Source organism: Delftia sp. (genome assembly GCF_059499305.1).
This window is the reverse complement of sequence record NZ_JCABYI010000031.1, coordinates 162,031-183,094: the sequence shown is the minus strand read 5'-3', so window position 1 is coordinate 183,094 and position 21,064 is coordinate 162,031. Positions and strand designations below refer to the sequence as shown.

The window sequence follows — 21,064 nt, the reverse complement described above, 5'->3', positions numbered from 1 at the left end:
GACAAAAGGAAGCAAGCCATGAACAAGACCCTTCGCACCTTCGAGCGCATGACTGAACGCAAGTCGGGCACCACCATGGGCCGCAGCCTGGCCGTCGCCGCCCTTGTGGCCGGCGCGCTGGCCCTGGGCGGCTGCGCCCACCGTCCCAACAACGCGCAGCTGGGCACGGGCGTGGGTGCCGTGGCCGGTGGCGTGCTGGGCAGTGCCCTGTTCGGCACCACGCTGGGAACCGTGGGCGGCGCGGCCGCCGGTGCGCTGGTCGGCAACCAGATGGGCAGCAACAGCGACCGTGCCGGCCGCCGCCGCTGAGGCCGCGCGGCCCCGGCCGCTCTCATCAAAGAGTGCCCCCGGCTCTGGCCTTTGTGGCCGGGGACGCCTCTTGGAGCCGCCTGTGCGGCTCCTTTTTTTGCGCGTGCCCAAGGCACTCCGACCCCATTCCCACAGGCCCCAAGCGGTGGATGCGAGCCCCTAGAATTGCCCTGTGAACGCATCCACCCCCTCCCCCGACACCCTTCCCCGCCGCCCCATCCGCGACCTGCCCGACGAGCTGATCAGCCAGATCGCGGCCGGCGAAGTCGTCGAGCGTCCTGCCTCGGTGGTGCGCGAACTCGTGGACAACGCCCTGGATGCCGGTGCCCGCCAGATCAACGTGCGGCTGCTGGCCGGCGGCGTGCGCCTGATCTCGGTGGAGGACGACGGCGGCGGCATCCCGCGCGATGAGCTGCCCGTGGCATTGCGCCGCCATGCCACCAGCAAGATCACCGATCTGCACGACCTGGAGACCGTGGCCACCATGGGCTTTCGCGGCGAGGCGCTGGCGGCCATCTGCTCGGTGTCGGAGGCGTCCATTCTCTCGCGCCCTGCGGGCCAGGACTCGGCCTATCTGCTCGACGCGCGCAGCGGCGAGCTGCGCCCCGCCGCGCGCAACCAGGGCACGACGGTCGAGGTCAAGGAGCTGTTCTTCTCCACCCCGGCCCGCCGCAAATTCCTCAAGAGCGATGCCACGGAGCTGGCCCACTGCATCGAGTCCGTGCGCCGCCATGCCCTGGCCCGGCCCGACGTGGGCTTTGCCATCTGGCACGAAGGCAAGCTGGTCGAGCAGTGGCGTGCCGCCGGCAGCATGTCGGACGAAGCCCTTGCGCGCCGCCTGGGCGATGTGCTGGGCGACGCCTTCGTGCAGAACTCCGTGACCGTGGAGCACTGGTCGGGCGCCGTCCATGTCACGGGCCGCGCGGGCATTCCCGATGCGGCACGCTCCCGGCCCGACCACCAGTTCTGCTACGTCAATGGCCGCTTCGTGCGCGACAAGGTGCTGACCCACGCCTCGCGCAGCGCCTACGAGGATGTGCTGCACGGCCACAAGCAGCCCGTGTATGCGCTGTATGTGGAGATCGACCCCGCGCGCGTGGACGTGAACGTGCACCCCACCAAGATCGAAGTACGCTTTCGCGACAGCCGCGAGGTGCACCAGGCCGTGCGCCACGCCATAGAGAACGCGCTGGCCGCACCGCGTGCCGCCGCAGCAGCCGCTGCGGCTGCCGAAGAGGCCGCGCGCACGCCCGAGCTTGCGCCCGCCGCTGCGGCAGCGCCGGCCACGGCGCCCAAGGCATCCATGCCCGCCTGGCCCCAGGCCCGCATGAGCTTTGGCGATGAGCAAGGCGGCCACAAGGTCAGCAATATGGCGGGGCTGTGGGCCCCCATGCGCGAGGCCGCAGCCGCAACGGTTGCAAGTCCGGCCCAGGCCTTGCCCGCCGAGCAGCCAGCCGTGCTCGCCGTACCCGCTGTGCCCACTGCTGCCCTGGCCCCCGTCAGCTACGCGCCCCCGGCTTACGCGCCGGCCGTCCAGTCCCCGACTGTTGCCGTTGCCGAGCCTGCTCCTGCGGATTTCTCTGCGCCCCGCACATCATCCGCAGCGGCCCCGGCAGCGTCCGACGAGCGCGTCTGGCCCCTGGGCCGCGCCGTCGCCCAGATCCACGGCGTGTACATACTGGCCGAGAATGCCCAGGGCATGGTCGTGGTGGACATGCATGCGGCGCACGAGCGCATCGTCTACGAGCAGCTCAAGAATGCCGTCAATGCGGCAGAACAGATCCCCAGCCAGCCGCTGCTGATTCCCGCCACCTTCGCCGCCACGCCCGAGGAAGTGGCCACGGCCGAGGCCCATGGCGACACGCTGCAGGCGCTGGGCATGGAAGTCTCGCCCTTCTCTCCCAAGACGCTGGCCGTGCGTGCCGTGCCCGCCACCCTGGCCCAGGGCGATGCCGTTGAGCTGGCGCGCAGCGTGCTGGCCGAGCTGGCCCAGCACGACGCCAGCACCGTGGTGCAGCGCGCGCGCAATGAGATCCTGGCCACCATGGCCTGCCACGGCGCCGTGCGCGCCAACCGCCGCCTGACGCTGGACGAGATGAACGCCCTGCTGCGCCAGATGGAAGTCACCGAACGCTCCGACCAATGCAACCACGGCCGCCCCACCTGGCGGCAGATGAGCATGAAGGAGCTGGACGCGCTGTTCCTGCGCGGCCGGTAAACCGCCCCGGCGACACTCAGTCGCGCATATTTGCGAAGGCCGCGAGCTGCTCGTACTTGCGGTCTTCCTCGGCGATCAGGCGCGCCAGGTCCTCGCGGCCCGTGGCCGGCACCATGCCGGCATCTTCCAGGCGCTTGCGCACGGCGGGCTCGGCCAGCGCCTCCTGCAGCGCAGCGGTGATGCGCTGGGCCGTGTCCGCAGGCAGGGCGCGCGGCGCCATCAGCGCAAACCAGCCCACCAATTCATAGCCGCGCAGCGGCGCCAGCTCGGCCATGGCCGGAACCTGGGGCAAGGCGGACAGGCGCTGCGCGCTGGTGACCGCCAGCGGCACGATGCGCCCGCTCTGCAGGAACGGTTGCGCCGCCGTGGGCGAGAGCACGGCCAGGTCCAGGCTGCCGCCCGCCAGGTCGCTGGTCAGCGGCGCCACGCCCCGGTAGGGCACATGGGCGATGGAGATGCCCGCGCGCTGGTTGAGCAGCTCTCCCGCGAAATGCAGGGTCGATCCCACGCCCGAGCTGCCGTAGCTGAGCTTGCCGGGCTGGCGCTTCGCCAGCTCCAGCAGGTCGGCCAGGGTCTTCACGCCCAGGCCGGGGCGTGCGGCCAGGATCAGCGGGCTGGTGGCCACCAGGCCCAGCGGCGTGAAATCGCGGCGCCCGTCATAGCGCTGCGCGGGGTTGACGATGCGCGTGGCCACCAGCTCGTTGCTGGCCCCCACCAGCAGCGTGTAGCCATCGGCCGGTGCCGAGGCCACGCGCTGGGCCGCAATGGCGCCGGCCGCCCCGCCCACGTTGTCCACCACCACCGTGCCGCGCAGCCGCGCGGCCAGCGCATCGCCCACCACGCGCGCCGCCAGGTCCACCGATCCACCGGCCGGGTATCCGACGACCAGCTTCAAGGGCTTGGAGGGGAAGCTGCCCTGAGCAGCGGCCGGCAGGACCAGCCCCAGCGCGGCTGCGCCCAGGAGGCTGCGGCGGCTCAGGACCTGGCGGGCCTCGGAGAAGAGAGGAAATGCAGTGCGCATGGTGGCAATCGCAGGTGAAGTCGTGAAAGGAATCCGGTGCGGGCGCGGCGCCTCAGGCGGCGGACAGAAAGCGCCGGGCCAGCTTCACCCAGTAGGTGGCGGCCAACGGCAGGATGCGGTCGTTGAAGTCGTAGCCGGGGTTGTGGACCATGCAGCCGCCCGTGCCATGGGTGTCGCCCACGCCGTTGCCCACGATCAGGTAGCTGCCCGGGCATTGTTCGAGCATGAAGGAGAAGTCCTCGCTGCCCGTCAGCGGCTGCAGGTCGGGGATCAGCGCCTGCTCGCCCAGCCAGTCGCGCGCCACCTCGCGGGCGAAGGCCGTACTGGCCGCATCGTTGACCAGGGCCGGATAGCGCCAGCGGTAGTCCACCACGGCCTCGGCCCCCAGCGTGGCGGCCTGGGCATGGGCCAGCGCGGTGATGCGTTCACGCAGCAGGGCACGCACCTCGGGCCGGTAGGCGCGCACGGACAGGCGCAGCTCCACCTCGCCAGGGATCACGTTGGGCGCATCGCCGCCATGGATGGCGCCCACGCTGACCACGGCCATGTCGCGCGGATCGACATTGCGCGAGACCACGGTCTGCAGCGCCAGCACCAGGTGGGCCGCCGCCACCACCGGGTCGGCCGACAGGTGCGGGGCCGAGCCATGGCCGCCCTTGCCGCGCACGGTGATGATCACCGTGTCCGACGAGGCCATGAACGAGCCCTCGCGAAAGCCGAACTGCCCCTCGGCAAAGCCCGGCATGTTGTGCAGCGCAAAGATGGCATCGCAGGGGAAGCGCTCGAACAGGCCGTCCTCCACCATCTTGCGGCCGCCGCCCAGGCCCTCCTCGGCCGGCTGGAAGATCAGGTGCAGCGTGCCGTCGAAGCCGCGTGCCTGGGCCAGCTCCCGCGCGGCGGCCAGCAGGATGGCGGTATGGCCGTCGTGCCCGCAGGCATGCATGCGGCCCGCATGGCGGCTGGCGTAGGGCAGGCCGGTCTGCTCGTGGATGGGCAGCGCATCCATGTCGGCGCGCAGGCCCAGCCGGCGCGTGCCCGAACCGCAGCGCAGCGTGCCGACCACGCCCGTGCCTCCCAGCCCTCGATGCACTTCATAGCCCCAGGAGGCCAGGCGCTCGGCCACCAAGTCGCTGGTGGCGAACTCCTCGAAGGCCAGTTCGGGATGGGCATGCAGGTGATGGCGCAGGGCCACCATCTCGGCCTGCGTGGCACGAATGCCGGCAAGCACCGGATCGGCGGCTTCGGCCGTGGTGGAAACGGGCGGGTCAATGTTCATGCCCGCAGTCTAGGAAGCGTGGGCAGCGGGCGGAAGACCGCCAGCGCCTGCCCTGCCAGGCATTGCCTGTCATCCCCCGGCATGCGCCGATCACAGCAATGGCAGGGATGGCGGCCATGGCACGAAACCTGCAAGATCGGCCCATGAATTCCCAGCCCCACCTCGATGCCGGTCCCGCCATGAAGCTGCACCAGATGCGCTACCTCGTCGCCGTGGCCGGCTGCGGCAGCGTGCGCGCCGCGTCACGCGCGCTGGGCATCACCCAGTCGGCCATCACCCAGGCCCTGCGCGAGCTGGAGGAAGGCCACCGCCTTGCGCTGTTCGAGCGCCAAAGCAGCGGCATCGTCCTCACGCCGGCCGGGCGCACGCTGCTGCGCCATGCCCAGCTGATCACCGGGCAGATGGCCCAGGCCGAGGATGAAATGGCCCGCCTGCGCGACACCTGCGCCGTGGCGCGCCTGTGCGTGGGCGTGACGCCCTGGGTGGGCCAGAGCCTGCTGCCCCATGTGCTGCGCGCCTTCCGCGCCGAACTGCCCCAGGTGCGGCTGGAGCTGTTCGAGGGCCTGTCGGCCGTGGCCCACCCGCGCCTGCGCGAAGGCACGCTGGACCTGCTGATCGGCCGCGTGCCCTCGGGACCCTCGGGCGGCGACCTGCACGGCACGCCGCTGTTCCGCTACGACGCCACCGTCGTGGCCCGCACGGGCCATCCGCTGGCAGGCGCCCGCTCACTGGCCGAGCTGATGGACTGCGACTGGCTGCTCAACTACACGCCGCCTGAAGAAGACGACCTGGTGCGGCGCCTGTTCCTGCGCCACGGCCTGCCCGTGCCCGTGGGTCACATCCACCTGGTGCATTCGGCATCGCTGCTGCTGCACCTGATCGCGCACAGCGACATGCTCTCGTTCTGCCCCTGGCCGCTGATCGAATCGGGCGTGCCCCAGGGCACCCTGGTGCCGCTGTCCCTGCGCGAGCAGTTCGAGCCCCACACGGTGGGCGTGGTCCAGCGCGGCCACGGCCCCCTGCCCTGGGTGGCCGAGCGCTTCGTGCACCACCTCATGGAGCAGGTCCACGCCTGCCGCCACAGCCCGGACCCGGTGCTGCAGCGCGTGTTCCGCTCCATTGACGTGCTGGCCTGAGGGTGCCTCAGCGCAGCGCGGCCTGGGCCACCGGCACGTTCGCCGATTCGCCGGCCGGCACGTCAGCCGGCACATCCCAGCCCCCGCCCAGCGCGCGGATCAGGCCCACGGCGGCCTGGTACTGCGCGGACTTCACCTGCAGCGCCTGGCGGCGGTTGCGCAGTTCGCTGCGGCGGGCATCCAGCAGGTCCAGCTGGCTGACGTAGCCGTTGCGGTAGCGCGTGTCCGACAGGCTGGTGGCACGCTGGGCGGCCACCACGGCCTGGCCCTGCACGGTGGACTGCTCCTGCAGGATGCGGATGGACGACAGCTGGTCCTCCACCTCCTGGAAGGCCACCAGCGCCTGCTGGCGGTAGGAGGCCAGCGCGGCATCGAGCTGTGCGCCTGCGGCCTGCACGCCGGCCTCGCGCCGGCCGCCGTCGAACAGCGGCAGCGACAGCAGGGCGCCCACGCCCCAGGAGCGCATGGACCACTTGAACAGGTCACCGACCTCGGGCGAGGCGTGGCCGGCCGCGCCGGTCAGCGAGATGCTGGGGAACCATGCCGTCTTCGCCACGCCCACGCGCGACTGCGCGGCGAACACGGCGCGCTGGGCGGCCGAGATGTCGGGCCGGCGCATCAGCACCGTGGCCGGCACGCCGGCTGGGATGGCCGGCAGCGCCGTGGTCCAGGCGCCTTCGCCCAGGCCGAAGCGCGAGGCCGAGTCGCCCACCAGCACGGCCAGCGCATGCTCGACCTGGGCGCGCTGGCGGTCCAGCGCCAGCGCGTCCGATTCGGTGGCCGACAGCTCGGCCTGGATGCGCGCCACGTCCAGCTCGGCAATGTCGCCGGCCTGCAGCCTTCGCTCCGACAGGCGCAGCGTGTCGCGGTAGGCCTCCACGGTCTCGCGCATCAGGGCGCGCTCGGCGTCCAGCGCGCGCAGTTGCAGATAGGTCTGCGCGACCTCGGCCTGCACGGCCAGCCGCGTGCTTTGCAGCAGGGCCTCGCGGCCCTCGGCGTCCAGCCGCGATGCGTCGGCCGCCTGGGAAATGCGGCCGAACAGATCGACCTCGTACGACAGGTTCAGCCCCGCATTGACCAGGGTGGCAGGCCGTGTGCCCGAGGCCTTGTCCAGCCCCGCGCCGCGCGTGGCCCCTGCGCCCAGGCCCAGTTGCGGCATGCGCTCGGCATTGGCGCTGCGCGCCAGGGCGCGGGCCTCGGCCAGGCGTGCGGCCGCGGCCTGGATGCTCTGGTTGTTCAGCGTGGCCTTGTCCACCAGCGCGTCCAGCGCCGGGTCGGCAAAGGCCAGCCACCATTGGCCGCGTGCCTGGGCTTCAGCGGGCAGGGCCTGGGTCCAGCCCGCCTGCGGCGCGGCGCCCTGCTCCTTGAAGGCGGGGGCGGCCGGCAGCTCGGGCAGGCTCTGGGACACGCTGGCGCAGCCGGCCAGGGCCAGCGCCGCCACCAGGGGCAGCAGACGCCTGGACAGTTTCGAAAGCGATGGGATCTTCATGATCGGTTCCTGTTCTTGTGGTGTGGGCTCATTCATGCTCGCCACGCGCGGCAGAGGGCATGGGCAGCGCGCCGCCACCCGAGGCATGGCCGTGGGCGGGTGCCTGTGCAGGGGCCTCTTGCTCCATCTCGGGCCCATGCTGCTTGAGCGGCCGGTTGCCTGCCAGGCGGCGCATCAGCACGTAGAACACGGGCGTCAGGAACAGGCCGAAGGCCGTCACCCCGATCATTCCCGAGAACACGGCCACGCCCATGGCGCGGCGCATTTCCGAGCCAGCGCCCGTGGACAGCACCAGGGGCAGCACGCCCATGACGAAGGCCAGCGAGGTCATCAGGATGGGGCGCAGGCGCAGCCGGCTGGCCTCGATGGCGGCCTGTATGGGCGTGCGGCCCTCGAACTCCAGCTCCCGTGCGAACTCCACGATCAAGATGGCGTTCTTCGCACTCAGCCCCACCAGCACGATGAGCCCGATCTGCGTGAAGACATTGCTGTCGCCGCCCGACAGCCAGACGCCGGTCATGGCCGCCAGCAGGCCCATGGGAACGATCAGGATGATGGCAATCGGCAGGGTCAGGCTCTCGTACTGCGCGGCCAGCACCAGGAACACCAGCAGGATGGCCAGCGGGAACACCAGCACCGCCGAATTGCCGGCCAGGATCTCCTGGTAGGTCAGGTCGGTCCATTCGAAATCGATGCCCTTGGGCAGGGTCTCGGCCGCGATGCGCTTGATGGCGTCCTGTGCCTGGCCCGAAGAGAAGCCCGGTGCGGCACCGCCGTTGATGTCGGCCGTGAGGTAGCCGTTGTAGCGCATGGCGCGCTCGGGGCCGAAGCTGGAATCCACCTTCATCAGCGCCGACAGCGGAATCATCTCGCCCGAGCTGGAGCGCACCTTGAGCATGCCCACGTCCTCGGCACGCGCGCGGTAGGGCGCGTCGGCCTGCACGCGGACGCTGTAGGTGCGGCCGAACTTGTTGAAGTCGTTCGCATACAGGCTGCCCAGGTAGATCTGCATGGTGTCGAAGATGTCCGTCACCGGCACGCCAAGCTGGCGCGCCTTGGTGCGGTCGATGTCGGCATACAGCTGGGGCACGTTGACCTGCCAGCTGGTGAACATGCCGGTCAGCTCGGGCGTCTGGTAGGCCTTGGCCATGAAGGCCTTCACGGCCGCGTCCATCTGGTCATAGCCCAGGGAGGCGCGGTCTTCCAGCTGCAGCTTGAAGCCGCCCGTCGTGCCCAGGCCCGCCACGGGTGGCGGCGGGAACATGACGATGAAGGCGTCCTGGATGCCTGCGAAGGCCTGGTTGAGCTGGCCGGCCACGGCACCGCCGCTCTGGTCGGCGCGCTTGCGCTCGTCGAAAGGCTTGAGCGTGGCGAAGACGATGCCCGAGTTGGAGCTGTTGGTGAAGCCGTTGATGGACAGGCCCGGGAAGGCGATGGTGTCCTCCACGTTGGGGTTGTCCTTCATGATCTCGCCCATGCGGCGGATCACCTCGTCCGTGCGGTCCAGCGTGGCGCCGTCGGGCAGTTGGGCAAAGCCGATCAGGTACTGCTTGTCCTGCGCGGGCACGAAGCCCGAAGGCACGGCCTTGAACAGGCCGAAGGTCACGGCGATCAGCGCCAGGTAGATGGCCAGCATCAGCGCCTTGCGCGAGATCACGCGGCCCACGCCGCCGCTGTAGGCCTCGGAGCCCCGGTGGAACATGCGGTTGAAGCCGCGGAACAGCCAGCCGAAGGCCCGGTCCATGCCGCGCGTCAGCGCGTCCTTGGGCGCATCGTGGCCGCGCAGCAGCAGGGCCGCCAGCGCGGGCGACAGCGTCAGCGAGTTGATGGCCGAGATCACCGTGGAGATGGCGATCGTCACCGCGAACTGCTTGTAGAACTGGCCCGTGAGGCCGCTGATGAAGGCCAGCGGCACGAACACCGCCACCAGCACCAGGGCGATGGCGATGATGGGCCCGGACACTTCGCGCATGGCGCGGTAGGTGGCGTTGCGCGGCGTCAGGCCCGCCTCGATGTTGCGCTCCACGTTCTCGACCACGACGATGGCGTCATCCACCACGATGCCGATGGCCAGCACCAGGCCGAACAGGCTCAGCGCGTTGATGGAAAAGCCCAGCAGATGCAGCACGGCGAAGGTGCCGATCACCGACACCGGCACGGCCAGCAGCGGGATGATGGAGGCGCGCCAGGTCTGCAGGAACAGGATCACCACCAGCACCACGAGCACGATGGCCTCCAGCAGCGTGTGCACCACCGATTCGATGGAGGCGCGCACGAACTGCGTGGGGTCGTAGGCGATGCGGTACTCCAGGCCCTCGGGCATGTTCTTGTTCAGGGCCTCCATGGTCTTGCGCACGTTGGCCGAGATTTCCAGCGCATTGGAGCCCGGCGCCTGGAACACGCCCATGCCCACGGCCGGGTCGTTGTTCAGCAGCGAGCGCAGCGAATAGTCGGCCGCGCCCATCTCCAGGCGGCCGATGTCGCGCAGGCGGGTCACGGCGCCGTCGGCGCCGCTCTTGACGATGATGTCGCCGAAGTCCTCCTCGCTTTGCAGCCGGCCCTGGGCGTTGATGGACAACTGCATGTCCACGCCCGGCAGTCCCGGCGAGGCGCCGACCACGCCGGCCGCAGCCTGCACGTTCTGGCCACGGATGGCGGCCACCACATCGCTGGCCGACAGGCCGCGCTGCGCCACCTTCTGCGGGTCCAGCCACACGCGCATGGCGTAGTCGCCGCCGCCGAAGATCTGGATCTGGCCCACGCCCTCGATGCGCGCCAGCGGGTCCTTCACGTTCAGCACCGCGTAGTTGCGCAGGTAGTTGATGTCGTAGCGCTGGTTGGGCGAGACCAGGTGCACCACCATGGTCAGGTCGGGTGCGCTCTTGACCGTGGTGATGCCCAGGCGGCGCACTTCCTCGGGCAGGCGCGGCTCGGCCTGCGAGACGCGGTTTTGCACCATCTGCTGCGCCTTGTCGGGGTCGGTGCCCAGGCGGAAGGTGACGGTCAGCGTCATCACGCCGTCGCTGGTGGCCTGGCTGCCCATGTAGAGCATGCCTTCGACGCCGTTGATCTGCTCTTCCAGCGGCGTGGCCACGGTCTCGGCGATCACCTTGGGATTGGCGCCCGGGTACTGGGCGCGCACCACCACGGATGGCGGCGCGACCTCGGGGTATTCCGAGATCGGCAGCCCGCCCATGGCGATCAGGCCGGCGATCAGCATCAGCAGCGAAAGCACGCCCGCGAAGATCGGCCGGTCAATGAAGAATTTGGATAGGTTCATGGTGTTTGGCTCCGCCACGGCAAAGCGCGGCCCATGCCGCCTGCGGTCAGGCGGCATTTCAGAGGCAGGAAAGGTGTGCGGCTAGATCAGGACTTGGTTGCGTCAGCCACTTGATCGGCTGCCTGCCGGGTGCCCGGCTGGCGGGCATCGGCCCGCGCATCCATGGACACCTCCTTGGGCGCGACCAGGGCGCCGGGCCGGATGTGCTGCAGTCCGTTGACGACCACGCGCTCGCCGGGCTGCAGGCCCTGGGTCACGTTGCGCAGGCCGTTGATCGAGGCGCCCAGCACCACCTCGCGGTAGACGGCCTTGTTGTCGCCGCCCACCACCATCACGTACTTCTTGCTCTGGTCCGTGCCGATGGCGCGCTCGCTGACCAGCAGCATGCTGCTGTCGCGCGCCTGGCCCATGCGGATGCGGGCGAACTGGCCGGGCATGAGGGCGCCGTCCTTGTTGTCGAAGGCGGCGCGCACGCGCACGGTGCCGCTTCGGGCATCGACCTGGTTGTCGATCAGCTGCAGCCGGCCCTCGAAGGGCGTGCTGCCGGCCGTGGCCGTGCCCATCTGCACGGGAATGCTGTCGATCCTGGCGCGGTTGCCCGCGCCGCCGCCCAGCTCCTTGAGCGCGCGCGTGATGACCTGCTCATCGGCATCGAAGCTCGCATAGATGGGGCTGACCGAGACCAGCGTGGTCAGCACCGGCGCGCCCGGGCCTGCGGCCACCAGGTTGCCCACGGTGATCTCGCGCTTGCCGATGCGGCCCGACACGGGGGCGCGCACCTGGGTGTAGCCCAGGTTCAGCCGCGCCGATTGCAGGGACGCCTGGGCCGCGCGCAGATTGGCCTCGGCCTCGCTGCCTGCGTTGATGCGCTCGTCCAGCTCGCGCTGGGCAATCGCCCGCTCGTCCCACAGGCGGCGTGCGCGCTCCTGCTCGCTGCGTGCATAGGACTGGCGTGCCTGGGCCGAGGCCACCTGGGCTTCGGCACGCTCGACCTCGGCCGCATACGGTGCGGGGTCGATGGTGATCAGCAGATCGCCCTGCTTGACCAGCGCGCCCTCGCGAAAGTGCACGGCCTGCACGGCGCCGGCGACGCGGGAGCGGATGTCCACGCGCTCCACGGCTTCAAGGCGGCCCGAGAACTCGTCCCAGGCGGTGACCTCGCTTTCGGCGACCGTGGCCACCGACACGGGCGTGGCGGCGGGCTGGGCGCTGGCGGGCGCGTCATCGGCCTTGGCATCGAAGCCGTGCAGGCCGAACAGGCCGGCGCTGACGGCGAGGATGGCCGCTGCAGCGGCCGGCAGCTTCCAGCCCTTGCGCTGGGCCGAGGCGGAAGAAGAGGGTGAGGAGGATGAGGTGGATTGGGTGGACATGGTGTTTTTTTGCGTAATTCAGGGAACACGATGCCCGCCCGGCGCCTGAACGCGCCGGGAAGGCGGAATCGAAATGGAAAAACGGGGGCAGCAAGGTTCGCCGGCTGCGGCGGCGCGGGGCCTAGCCCGGTGCTGCGGGCTTGTTCATGGTGGCCTCGAAGAAGTCATGCACATGCTGGAACACGGCGGCGCTGCAGGCCGTACAGGCCTCGGCCTCGGACAGGGCCTGCGGCCAGTTCGACGCGCTGGGCAGCACATGGCTGCTGGCCGTCACGCCGGCCGCGCGCAGGCGGGCCGCATAGGCCTGGGCCTCGTCGCGCAGCGGGTCGTCGCCACCCACCAGCACCAGGGCCGGCGGCAGCTGGGCCAGGCGCAGCGAGCTGCCGGGCACGGCATAGGGATGCATGGCGTCCTTGGGGCAGCTCAGGTACTCGCGCCAGCCCGTGGCCCAGCGGCATTCGCCGGCCTCGGGCGTGGCCTCGCGCTGCGAGGCGGTGCCGGTGCAGGGATCGAGCATGGGCGACACCAGGATCTGGCCTGCCAGCGGAGGGTGGCCACGGTCGCGCGAGATCACGGCCACGGCGGCGGCCAGGTTGCCGCCGGCTTCTTCACCCGCGAGGAACAGCGGCGCGCCCTTGCCCGCCATCTTCACGCGGTGCTTGTACAGCCACTGCAGCACGGCGTAGCCCACCTCGATGGGCTGGGGAAACGGATGCTCGGGCGCCAGCGGATAGGCCAGCGACACCACGACGGCGCCCGCCTCGGCCAGCAGCCGGCCGATGTAGCGGCCGTTGTCCAGCGTGCCGCAGACAAAGGTGCCGCCATGGAAATGCAGCACCAGAGGCGAAACCGTGCCGGGCCTGCGCTGGCCATAGGCGCGCGCAGCCACGGTGCCGTGCTCGGGCAGCTCGATGGAGAATTCTGTTTCGGCAATCTGCGCCCCGACGGCGGGGCCGTTCGAAGGCGACGAGGAAGTGGACATGGCGCGAACCTGCGGCAATGGTCGATGGTTGGAATATAGGCGGCGCCGGCCATGTCTGAAATAGCAACGCAGCCATCGCTCTGTTTCCGTTTCACGAACAATCGCCCGACACGGCGCGTGTGAGAATTCCGCCGAGCCGGCATTCCCTTGCCGGGCGCTGCAGGAGCAACTTTCCATGGACCAGATCCAGGCCATGCGTGTCTTCGTTCGCGTGGTGGAAGCCGGCAACTTCACCCGCGCCGCCGATTCGCTGGACCTGCCCAAGGGCACGGTCACCAAACAGATCCAGGCGCTGGAGGCGCGCGTGCGCGTCAAGCTGCTCAACCGCACGACGCGGCGCGTCACCGTCACGCCCGATGGCGCCGCCTACTACGAACGCGCGGCACGCCTGCTCAACGACTTCGACGATCTCGAAGCCAGCATGGTCAACACCCAGACCGCGCCCAGCGGGCGGCTGCGGCTGGACGTGGGCAGCTCCATGGCCCGGCTGATCATCATTCCGGCGCTGACCGAATTCTGCGAACGCTATCCCGACATACAGATCGACCTGGGCGTGGGCGACCGCCTGGTGGACCTGATCAGCGACAACGTGGACTGCGTGATCCGTGGGGGCGAGCTCAGCGACCAGTCCCTGGTGGCGCGCCGCATCGGCTCGATGAACTGGGTCACCGTGGCCTCGCCCGCCTACCTGGCACGCCATGGCGTGCCCCAGCATCCGTCCGAACTGGATACGAAGCACCAGATCGTCGCCTTCTTCTCGGGCCATACGCGGCGCATGTACCCGCTGGAATTCCAGCGGGGCGATGAATCCATCGAGGTGGCGGGCAACTACCGCATCGCGGCCAACGACAGCAATGCCTACACGGCCGCCGTGCTGGCGGGCTTTGGCATCGCGCAGCTGGTCACGGCCTTTGCCCAGCCGCTGATCGACAGCGGCGAACTGGTCGAGGTCCTGCCCGATTGGACCCAGCCGCCGCTGCCCATACACGTGGTCTACCCGCCCAACCGCCACCTCAGCGCCAAGGTGCGGGCCTTCGTGGACTGGGCGGCCGACCTGTTCGCACGCCATCCCCAGCTGCAGCGCAGCTGAAAGGCCGGCGATGGGATGGCCGGGCGGGCCCAAGCCCCGTCCGGCTGCAAGGCCTTCCCAGCCACTCTTCATGTCAGCGGGCATGGCGCCAGCCATTCCCATTCGCCATGACCATGCACGCCACCGGATACGGCCGATCCAGGAGCCTGCCTGCCCGCCCACTGCTGCACGCAGCTTTCTGCCATGCACCAAATACCGTCAACCCCCTCTGAAGATGCACCGAAACACGGCACAAAGGCACCAAGCTCGGGCGCCGTTCACCAAAACGATGCATGACGGCATAACTTTTAGGCATAATCTTGGTTTGCACTCACCCCTTCCCGCAGCCGTTTTTAGTCAGAGGTTTTTTCCATGAAGTACGAGTCCGTCGGCCAGTTCCTTGATGAAGTCGCGCAACGCAATCCCGGCCAGCCCGAATTCCTGCAAGCCGTCACCGAAGTGATGGAAAGCCTGTGGCCCTTCATCGAGAAGAACCCCAAGTACGCCGAGCACGGACTGCTGGAGCGCCTGGTCGAGCCCGAGCGCGTGGTCATGTTCCGCGTGAGCTGGACCGACGACAAAGGCCAGGTGCAGGTCAACCGCGGCTTCCGCATCCAGCACAGCATGGCCATCGGTCCCTACAAGGGCGGCCTGCGTTTCCACCCCTCGGTCACGCTGTCCGTGCTCAAGTTCCTGGCGTTCGAGCAGACCTTCAAGAACGCGCTGACCACGCTGCCCATGGGCGGCGGCAAGGGCGGCTCGGACTTCGATCCCAAGGGCAAGAGCCCCGCTGAAGTCATGCGCTTTTGCCAGGCCTTCGTCACCGAGCTGTTCCGCCACGTGGGCCCGGACACCGACGTGCCGGCAGGCGACATCGGCGTGGGCGGCCGCGAAGTGGGCTTCATGGCCGGCATGTACAAGAAGCTGTCCAACAGCGCCGCCAGCGTGTTCACGGGCAAGGGCCTGTCCTTCGGCGGCTCGCTGATCCGTCCCGAAGCCACCGGCTACGGCACCGTCTACTTCGCCCAGGAAATGCTGGCCACGCGCGGCCAGTCCTTCGCAGGCAAGACCGTCTCCATCTCCGGCTCGGGCAATGTGGCCCAGTACGCCGTGGAAAAGGCCATGCAGCTGGGCGCCAAGGTGGTGTCGGTCTCCGACTCCTCGGGCACCGTGTATGACCAGGACGGCTTCACCACCGAGAAGCTGGCCATCCTAATGGACGTGAAGAACCACCGCTACGGCCGCGTGGACGAGTACGCCAAGCTGGTGGGCGCAGAGTTCCTGCGCGGCAAGACGCCGTGGCACCTGAAGGTGGACGTGGCCCTGCCTTGCGCCACGCAGAACGAACTGACCGAGGAAGATGCCAAGGTGCTGATCGCCAACGGCGTGGTCTGCGTGGCCGAAGGCGCCAACATGCCCTCGACCATCGAAGCCGCCAAGGCTTTCGAGAAGGCCGGCGTGCTGTACGCACCGGGCAAGGCCAGCAATGCCGGTGGCGTGGCCACCTCGGGCCTGGAGATGAGCCAGAACGCGGCCCGCCTGTCCTGGCCCGCCGAGGAAGTCGATGCCCGCCTGCTGCAGATCATGCAAGGCATCCACGCCGCCTGCCTGAAGTACGGCAAGCGCGAGGACGGCACGGTCAGCTACATCGACGGCGCCAACATCGCCGGCTTCGTCAAGGTAGCCGATGCCATGCTGGCCCAGGGCGTGATCTGAGCGTCAGCGCTTCCCACCCCTGACGAATGCCCATGCAGCCTGCTGCATGGGCTTTTTTCATGGAAAGAGATGGATTCGCGCGCCTTACCTGTCGCGCACCGCATCGGCCAGCGCCGCCCAGGCCTTGAGCGTCAGCGCATGCGTGAAGGCCGCGCCCGCCACCGGGTGCGATGACAGCTTGACCACCACCATCTGCGCGGCCGGGTTCACGTGGATGAACTGGCCGTGTATGCCGGCGGCCTCGTAGGCGCCATCGGCGTTGTGCAGCACCCACCACTGGTTGCGGTAGCTGTAGCCGGGCCGCGCGGCCTGGATGCCGCGGAACTTGAACTGCTCGCGGTCGCCGCCGCGCGCAATGTCGTCCAGCACCGCCTTGTCGAAGATCTTGTGGCCGTTGAAGCTGCCGCCCAGGCGCAGCATCTCGCCCACGCGCGCCAGGTCACGCGCCGTGGCGTTCAGGCCCGCGCCCTGCAGCGGCGTGCCGGTGCTGTCCACCATCACATAGGCGTCTTCCTGCATGCCCAGCTTCTGCCAGATGTTCTCGCTCATGAGATCGCTCCAGCGCCGGCCCGTGACGCGCGAGACGATCCAGCCCAGCACCTCGGAGTGCACGGTGCGGTAGACAAAGCCCTCGCCATGCGTGCCTTCCTGGGGCAGCGTCTTGAGGAAGTCGTAGACATTGGTCGGCCCCGCGTAACCGGGCGGACGCGGCAGCATGCCCGAGGCCCAGGAGTAGCCGAAGATCTCGGTCCTGGGGTCGGTGTAGTCCTCGCGAAAGCGCACGGCGCCCGTCATGTCCATGACCTGGCGCACCGTCATGTCGCCCCAGGCCGAGCCTTCCAGCTCAGGCACGTACTTCGTCACCAGCGCCTGGGGGTCGATGCGCCCTTCTTGGGCCAGTTGCGCGGCCATCAGGCCGGTGAACGATTTGGTGACCGAGAACAGCAGGTGCGGCGAGCTGGCCTGCATCTGGTTCTGGTAGCGCTCGAAGACCACCCGTCCCTTGTGCAGCACCACGATGGCGTCGGTATAGGTGCGGTCCAGCCACTGGTCCACGGTGACGGGCTGGCCCTTGTCGTCGTCAAAGCGCAGGCCGCCCAGGGCCATGGGCGCTTCGGGCAGTGCCGAGGGCGCCGCCGCGCCGCGCCGGATGTTCTGCGTGGGCTGGATTTCGCGCAGGTGCTGCACCACCCAGCGCAGCTGCGGATAGCGGTAGCCGTTGGACACGTCCACGCGCTTGTCGGCGGCCGGCGGAAAGCCCTGCATCAGCCCCAGCTGCTCCAGGCGCACGCTGTCGGGCGGCGGCAGCGCGGGCGCTGCGGGGGCCTGTGCCTGGGCCGCCACCCAGCCGGGCAGCAGTGCCAGCAGGGCCATGGCATGCCGGGAACGCCGAAAGAGCGGACTGACCATCGTTGTCTCCTTGGTTTTTGGAAACGGCCAGTCTTGCAGAAAGCCCTCGGCCGGTCACGGGTGTTCGCCCACCCGCAGGCCGGCGGGCTGTCGTCTGCGTGACGAAGGTTTCAGCGGCGCATCAAGGCCGCATCGCACCAGCGCTGCGCCACGGCCGGAGAAGTGGTGCAGACCGTGTCGTGCGTCACCGTGGTCACGGCGCGCTCCAGCAGCTGGATGTCGGCCTCGTGCTGGCGCGCCACATGCGGGTCCTCGAAGAAGATCACGCGCTGGCAGCGGCGGTCCAGCACCAGGTCGGCGATCTGCGCATCGCCGCCCAGCGGGCCGCTGTTGTAGCGGTCCACCCAGGGCCGGTCCTCGGGCCAGCCACGGCTCCAGGCCATTTCGTTGAGGCGCTGGCCCGTGGTGCCCGTGCCCACGCGCCGGCCAAAGCGCGACAGCAGCTCGAAGTTGCGCGCCGCGAAATCCAGCATGGTGGGCTTGAGCGCATCGTGGGCGATCAGCGCCAGCGTCTGCTGGGCGTAGTCGTGAAAGCGCTGCGCACCGGCATCCTTGGGCAGACCTGCCTGGATGCGCTCCATCTCGACCCAGTCCCGCGCCGAGGCCACGGTGGACAGGAAGGGCTTGCCATGGATCACGCACTGGCGCTTGAGCGCCACGGCCTCGGGAAAGATGGAGGACGGATCCACCGGGTCGGTGAAATAGATGGCCCCGTCGATGGTGCGCTCGTCACCTTCCACGCCCACCACCTCGGCCACCAGTTTCATCAGCCCGCCTTCGCGGCCATAGGGATAGCGGCGCAGGCCCCGGTAGGACGCCAGCATGCCGGCCGCCTGGATGGCATCGAAGGTGCGGCCCACGGCATGCAGGCCCAGCTGCAGCTCGCGGATGCCGGACTCGCAGGCGCGCAGCCAGCCGAACAGTGCGGCATCCTCGGTTTGGTGGTGGATTCGGTTGGCGGCCAGGCCCAGGCGTATCGGCATACAGGTTCACTCATCAACAGTGGGGAGAGGCCCGTGCAGCCAGGACAGCCTGCGGACCAGCGGCAAGAATAGCGCCAATCCATGACAGCGCCGGCCGGCACGGCAGCGGCGCTGAACTTTTGGCCGGCCCGTGCATCCATTGTTGCGTCATGCCCTCACTGCTTTCCCACCTGTGGCCCCGACGGCGCCTGCACCGGCTCACGGCAGCGCTGGGCGTGGCCGCGCTGCTGGCGGCCAGCGGCTGCTCCGTTCTGGACACCAAGCAGCGCGAATGGATCTTCCAGCCCAGCGACCGCAGCTGGCCCGGCGCCAACACGGCCGGCATGGAAGATGTCTGGATCGACATGCCAACGCAGGACGGCGCCCGCCTGCATGCGCTGTGGCTGCCCCAGCCGGCCACGGCCGGCAACGCCCCCGTGCTGCTGTACCTGCATGGCGCGCGCTGGAACGTTGCCGGCTCCTCGCCGCGCATCCGGCGGCTGCACGAGCTGGGCTTTTCGGTGCTGGCCATCGACTATCGGGGCTTTGGCAAGAGCAGCGCCGGCCTGCCGTCCGAGGAATCGGCCGCCGAGGATGCCCGCGCCGGCTGGGACTGGCTGGGCCGGCACGCTCCGGACCGGCCGCGCTTCATCTTCGGCCATTCGCTGGGCGGCGCCATCGCCATCGACCTGGCGCGCAGCGTCCAGGATGAGGCCGGCGTCATGGTCGAGGCCACCTTCACCAGCATTCCCGACGTGGTCCGCAGCTTCCGCTGGGGCTGGCTGCCCGTGGGGCCGCTGATCACGCAGCGCTTTGCCTCCATCGACAAGGTGGCCGGCATAGGCTCGCCGCTGCTGGTCGTGCACGGCAGCGCCGATCCGCTGATCCCCGCCACGCTGGGCCGCCAGCTGTTCGAGGCGGCCAGCGAGCCCAAGCGCTTCGTGCTCATCGAAGGCGGCAACCACCACAACACCCAGTCGCGCGCCATGGAGCAATACCGGCAGGCGCTGGACGAGCTGTTCGGGCTGCGCCTGCTCGCACAGGCGCCCACCGCGCCTGCAAGCCCGCGCTGAGCGGCGCAGCCTGCGCCGCCTTCCGCGCTACGGGCAGCTTGCCGCGTTCTGCGAGATCACGGCACGCAACTGCCGCGTGGTGGTGCTGTCATCCGGGCCCAGCGTGTTGCGCGTGTAGCGGCAGCCATAGGTGGGCGCGGCCACCGTGGCGGCCGTCTGCACATCGTCACCGCCCGGCCTGGCGCCGCCCTGCTCCCACTGCACCATGGCATCGAAGGCCTCCACCTGCTCGGCCACGGTGAAGTCGCAGTGCGATGCGCCGCGGATGGCGCGCTGCACCAGCCAACGGTCCTTGCCCTTGTCGGCCACGCGTCGCTGGTAGATCTGCTGCATGCTGAACGGCACATACAGGTCGCCCAGCGTGTGCAGCGTCACCACTGGAATGCCGATGTCGCCTGGGCTCACGGGAATCCAGCGCAGGCCGTCGCGGCGCAGCCGGTTGGCATCGGGCGCGGCCGTGCGCTTTTGCGCGGCGGCATTGAGCGCGGCCGAGGCCGCTGCATCCCCATCGATGCGGTAGGTGAAGCGGTTGGTATCGGTCACGTTGCGGTTCAGGATGCCGTTGACCGAGCCGTCGCTGCCGAACACACCCCAGACCGGAGCGAACGAGCCACCCACGGCCACCCCCAGGTCGAACAGCGGGCGCGGACCGCCCGTGAGATTCTGGATCACCGACAGATAGGCGCGGCCCGTCGCGGTAGGTGCAGACGGGAAGGTCGTGAACAGGGCCGATGTCACCTTGCCCTGGATGGCCGCCCAGTCGGTGACGGCATGCTGGGCCTCGCCCGCCAGGGCCTGGGCAGTGACCTGGGCCGCCGCGAAGTAGTCGAACAGCTGGGTATCGCCCATCACGCCGCACATGGGCACGGCGCCCTGGTAGCGCACCTTGTTGCGGGCCGTTGATTGGGCTTCGGCCTCGATGGCCGCCGCCGTGACATGGCCGCCCATGGAATGGCCGGTGATGTACAGGCGCTGCGGCTGCGCCAGCGGCCGGCCGTGGGATGCGGCCAGGCGGTTGAAGGCCAGCGCCAGCGCATTCGTGTCCTCCACGCCGGCGCGCACGTCGTAGTAGTTCTTGCTGTAGCTGGACGCCGCCCAGGCATAGCCGTTCTGGATCAGGTAGCGGCGTATGGACGGATTGCTGACGTTGAGCGCACTGCCCTCGCCCGCATAGCCGTGGGCATACATCACCAGGCGGCCATTCCAGTTGGCGGGCACCTCGATGCGGTAGGCCGCGCCTTCCAGCACTCCGGCCCAGCGGCTGGTGCTGGCGTTGTCCACCGTGTCGCCAGCGGCAGCCGCCAGCGCATCGAACGTGGTGGCAGAAGGATTGGCCGGCGCAAAGCTGCGGCTATCCTGGGCCCGGGTTTCCTCGGGCGCATCACCGTCCCCCCCGCCGCAGGCCGCAAGGCCCGTGACCGCCAGCAGACCGAGATACTTCCAACGATTCCAACGCAGGGCTCGCATAAGACTGTCTCCTTGGGATGAAGGTTTGAAGGGGAACGCGCGCAAAAAATCCGTTTCAAGGGGGAGTGCCGACGCAGCCTATGCCAGACAACTGGCCCGCCATGCGGGTAGGAACCCGCAAGCAGGGGCTGCCGGCTGTCACCCAGATGACTGTCGCCTTGCGATAACATCCGCGCTTGCGGTGCAGGCCGCACCCGGACCTGCGGGAAGGGTTGAACCCACCTGTATGCGCCTCTCGGCGTTTTTCTCTTGCCACATGCCTTTGTGCGCCAAGCTGCAGGTCATT

The 21,064-nt window shown here is 69.3% G+C and carries 15 protein-coding genes; 6 read left to right on the top strand and 9 right to left on the bottom strand.

What is annotated here, in order from left to right; translation table 11 throughout:
- Positions 1-18: 18 nt before the first annotated feature.
- Together AC5I49_RS21935 and mutL are read left to right on the top strand one after the other, a co-directional pair.
- On the top strand, positions 19-309 hold the full coding sequence (locus AC5I49_RS21935) for a YMGG-like glycine zipper-containing protein (RefSeq protein ID WP_016451238.1): 291 nt from the start codon (positions 19-21) through the stop codon (positions 307-309).
- A 172-nt stretch (positions 310-481) separates the two neighbouring features.
- Positions 482-2,527 (top strand): DNA mismatch repair endonuclease MutL, encoded by a 2,046-nt coding sequence (gene mutL, locus AC5I49_RS21930; protein WP_495789886.1) that lies wholly within the window; start codon positions 482-484, stop codon positions 2,525-2,527.
- A gap of 16 nt (positions 2,528-2,543) precedes the next feature.
- Here the strand turns inward: mutL and AC5I49_RS21925 are convergent, their stop codons facing one another.
- Together AC5I49_RS21925 and AC5I49_RS21920 are read right to left on the bottom strand one after the other, a co-directional pair.
- A complete protein-coding gene (locus AC5I49_RS21925; RefSeq protein ID WP_495789885.1) occupies positions 2,544-3,548 on the bottom strand; it encodes a Bug family tripartite tricarboxylate transporter substrate binding protein in 1,005 nt (334 codons plus the stop codon).
- Positions 3,549-3,600: 52 nt separating this feature from the next.
- Entirely contained in the window at positions 3,601-4,824 is a 1,224-nt protein-coding gene (locus tag AC5I49_RS21920) for a M20 aminoacylase family protein (RefSeq protein ID WP_070080928.1), read from the bottom strand.
- 116 nt (positions 4,825-4,940) lie between these two features.
- Between AC5I49_RS21920 and AC5I49_RS21915 the strand changes: the two genes are divergently transcribed.
- Positions 4,941-5,960 carry a LysR family transcriptional regulator gene (locus tag AC5I49_RS21915; RefSeq protein ID WP_338405892.1) on the top strand — a complete coding sequence of 340 codons (1,020 nt, stop codon included), beginning with the start codon at positions 4,941-4,943 and terminating at the stop codon, positions 5,958-5,960.
- 7 nt (positions 5,961-5,967) lie between these two features.
- Here the strand turns inward: AC5I49_RS21915 and AC5I49_RS21910 are convergent, their stop codons facing one another.
- From AC5I49_RS21910 to AC5I49_RS21895, 4 genes are all read right to left on the bottom strand, one after another.
- Complete coding sequence (locus AC5I49_RS21910) at positions 5,968-7,449, bottom strand: efflux transporter outer membrane subunit (protein WP_495789884.1); 1,482 nt, start codon at positions 7,447-7,449, stop codon at positions 5,968-5,970.
- A gap of 28 nt (positions 7,450-7,477) precedes the next feature.
- The gene (locus AC5I49_RS21905) at positions 7,478-10,729 is read right to left on the bottom strand and encodes an efflux RND transporter permease subunit (RefSeq protein WP_016451232.1); all 3,252 of its coding nucleotides are present in this window, start codon (positions 10,727-10,729) and stop codon (positions 7,478-7,480) included.
- Between the two features lie 86 nt (positions 10,730-10,815).
- Positions 10,816-12,099: an efflux RND transporter periplasmic adaptor subunit gene (locus AC5I49_RS21900; protein ID WP_495789883.1), complete on the bottom strand. Its 1,284-nt coding sequence runs from the start codon at positions 12,097-12,099 to the stop codon at positions 10,816-10,818.
- 121 nt (positions 12,100-12,220) lie between these two features.
- A complete protein-coding gene (locus AC5I49_RS21895) occupies positions 12,221-13,081 on the bottom strand; it encodes an alpha/beta hydrolase (protein ID WP_495789882.1) in 861 nt (286 codons plus the stop codon).
- Between the two features lie 175 nt (positions 13,082-13,256).
- Between AC5I49_RS21895 and AC5I49_RS21890 the strand changes: the two genes are divergently transcribed.
- Both AC5I49_RS21890 and gdhA read left to right on the top strand, forming a co-directional pair.
- Positions 13,257-14,171: a LysR family transcriptional regulator gene (locus AC5I49_RS21890; RefSeq protein ID WP_016447676.1), complete on the top strand. Its 915-nt coding sequence runs from the start codon at positions 13,257-13,259 to the stop codon at positions 14,169-14,171.
- Positions 14,172-14,522: 351 nt separating this feature from the next.
- Positions 14,523-15,866: an NADP-specific glutamate dehydrogenase gene (gdhA, locus tag AC5I49_RS21885; RefSeq protein ID WP_016447677.1), complete on the top strand. Its 1,344-nt coding sequence runs from the start codon at positions 14,523-14,525 to the stop codon at positions 15,864-15,866.
- Positions 15,867-15,950: 84 nt separating this feature from the next.
- Here the strand turns inward: gdhA and AC5I49_RS21880 are convergent, their stop codons facing one another.
- Positions 15,951-17,276: a serine hydrolase domain-containing protein gene (locus AC5I49_RS21880; protein ID WP_495789881.1), complete on the bottom strand. Its 1,326-nt coding sequence runs from the start codon at positions 17,274-17,276 to the stop codon at positions 15,951-15,953.
- 110 nt (positions 17,277-17,386) lie between these two features.
- Positions 17,387-18,259, bottom strand: coding sequence for a methylglyoxal synthase (locus AC5I49_RS21875; RefSeq protein WP_016447679.1), 873 nt, complete (start codon positions 18,257-18,259; stop codon positions 17,387-17,389).
- Between the two features lie 149 nt (positions 18,260-18,408).
- Between AC5I49_RS21875 and AC5I49_RS21870 the strand changes: the two genes are divergently transcribed.
- Positions 18,409-19,311, top strand: a complete 903-nt coding sequence (locus AC5I49_RS21870; RefSeq protein WP_495789880.1) for an alpha/beta hydrolase — start codon at positions 18,409-18,411, stop codon at positions 19,309-19,311.
- Between the two features lie 27 nt (positions 19,312-19,338).
- Here AC5I49_RS21870 and AC5I49_RS21865 read toward each other — a convergent pair whose 3' ends face one another.
- Positions 19,339-20,778, bottom strand: a complete 1,440-nt coding sequence (locus tag AC5I49_RS21865; RefSeq protein ID WP_495789879.1) for an alpha/beta hydrolase family protein — start codon at positions 20,776-20,778, stop codon at positions 19,339-19,341.
- Positions 20,779-21,064 lie beyond the last annotated feature (286 nt).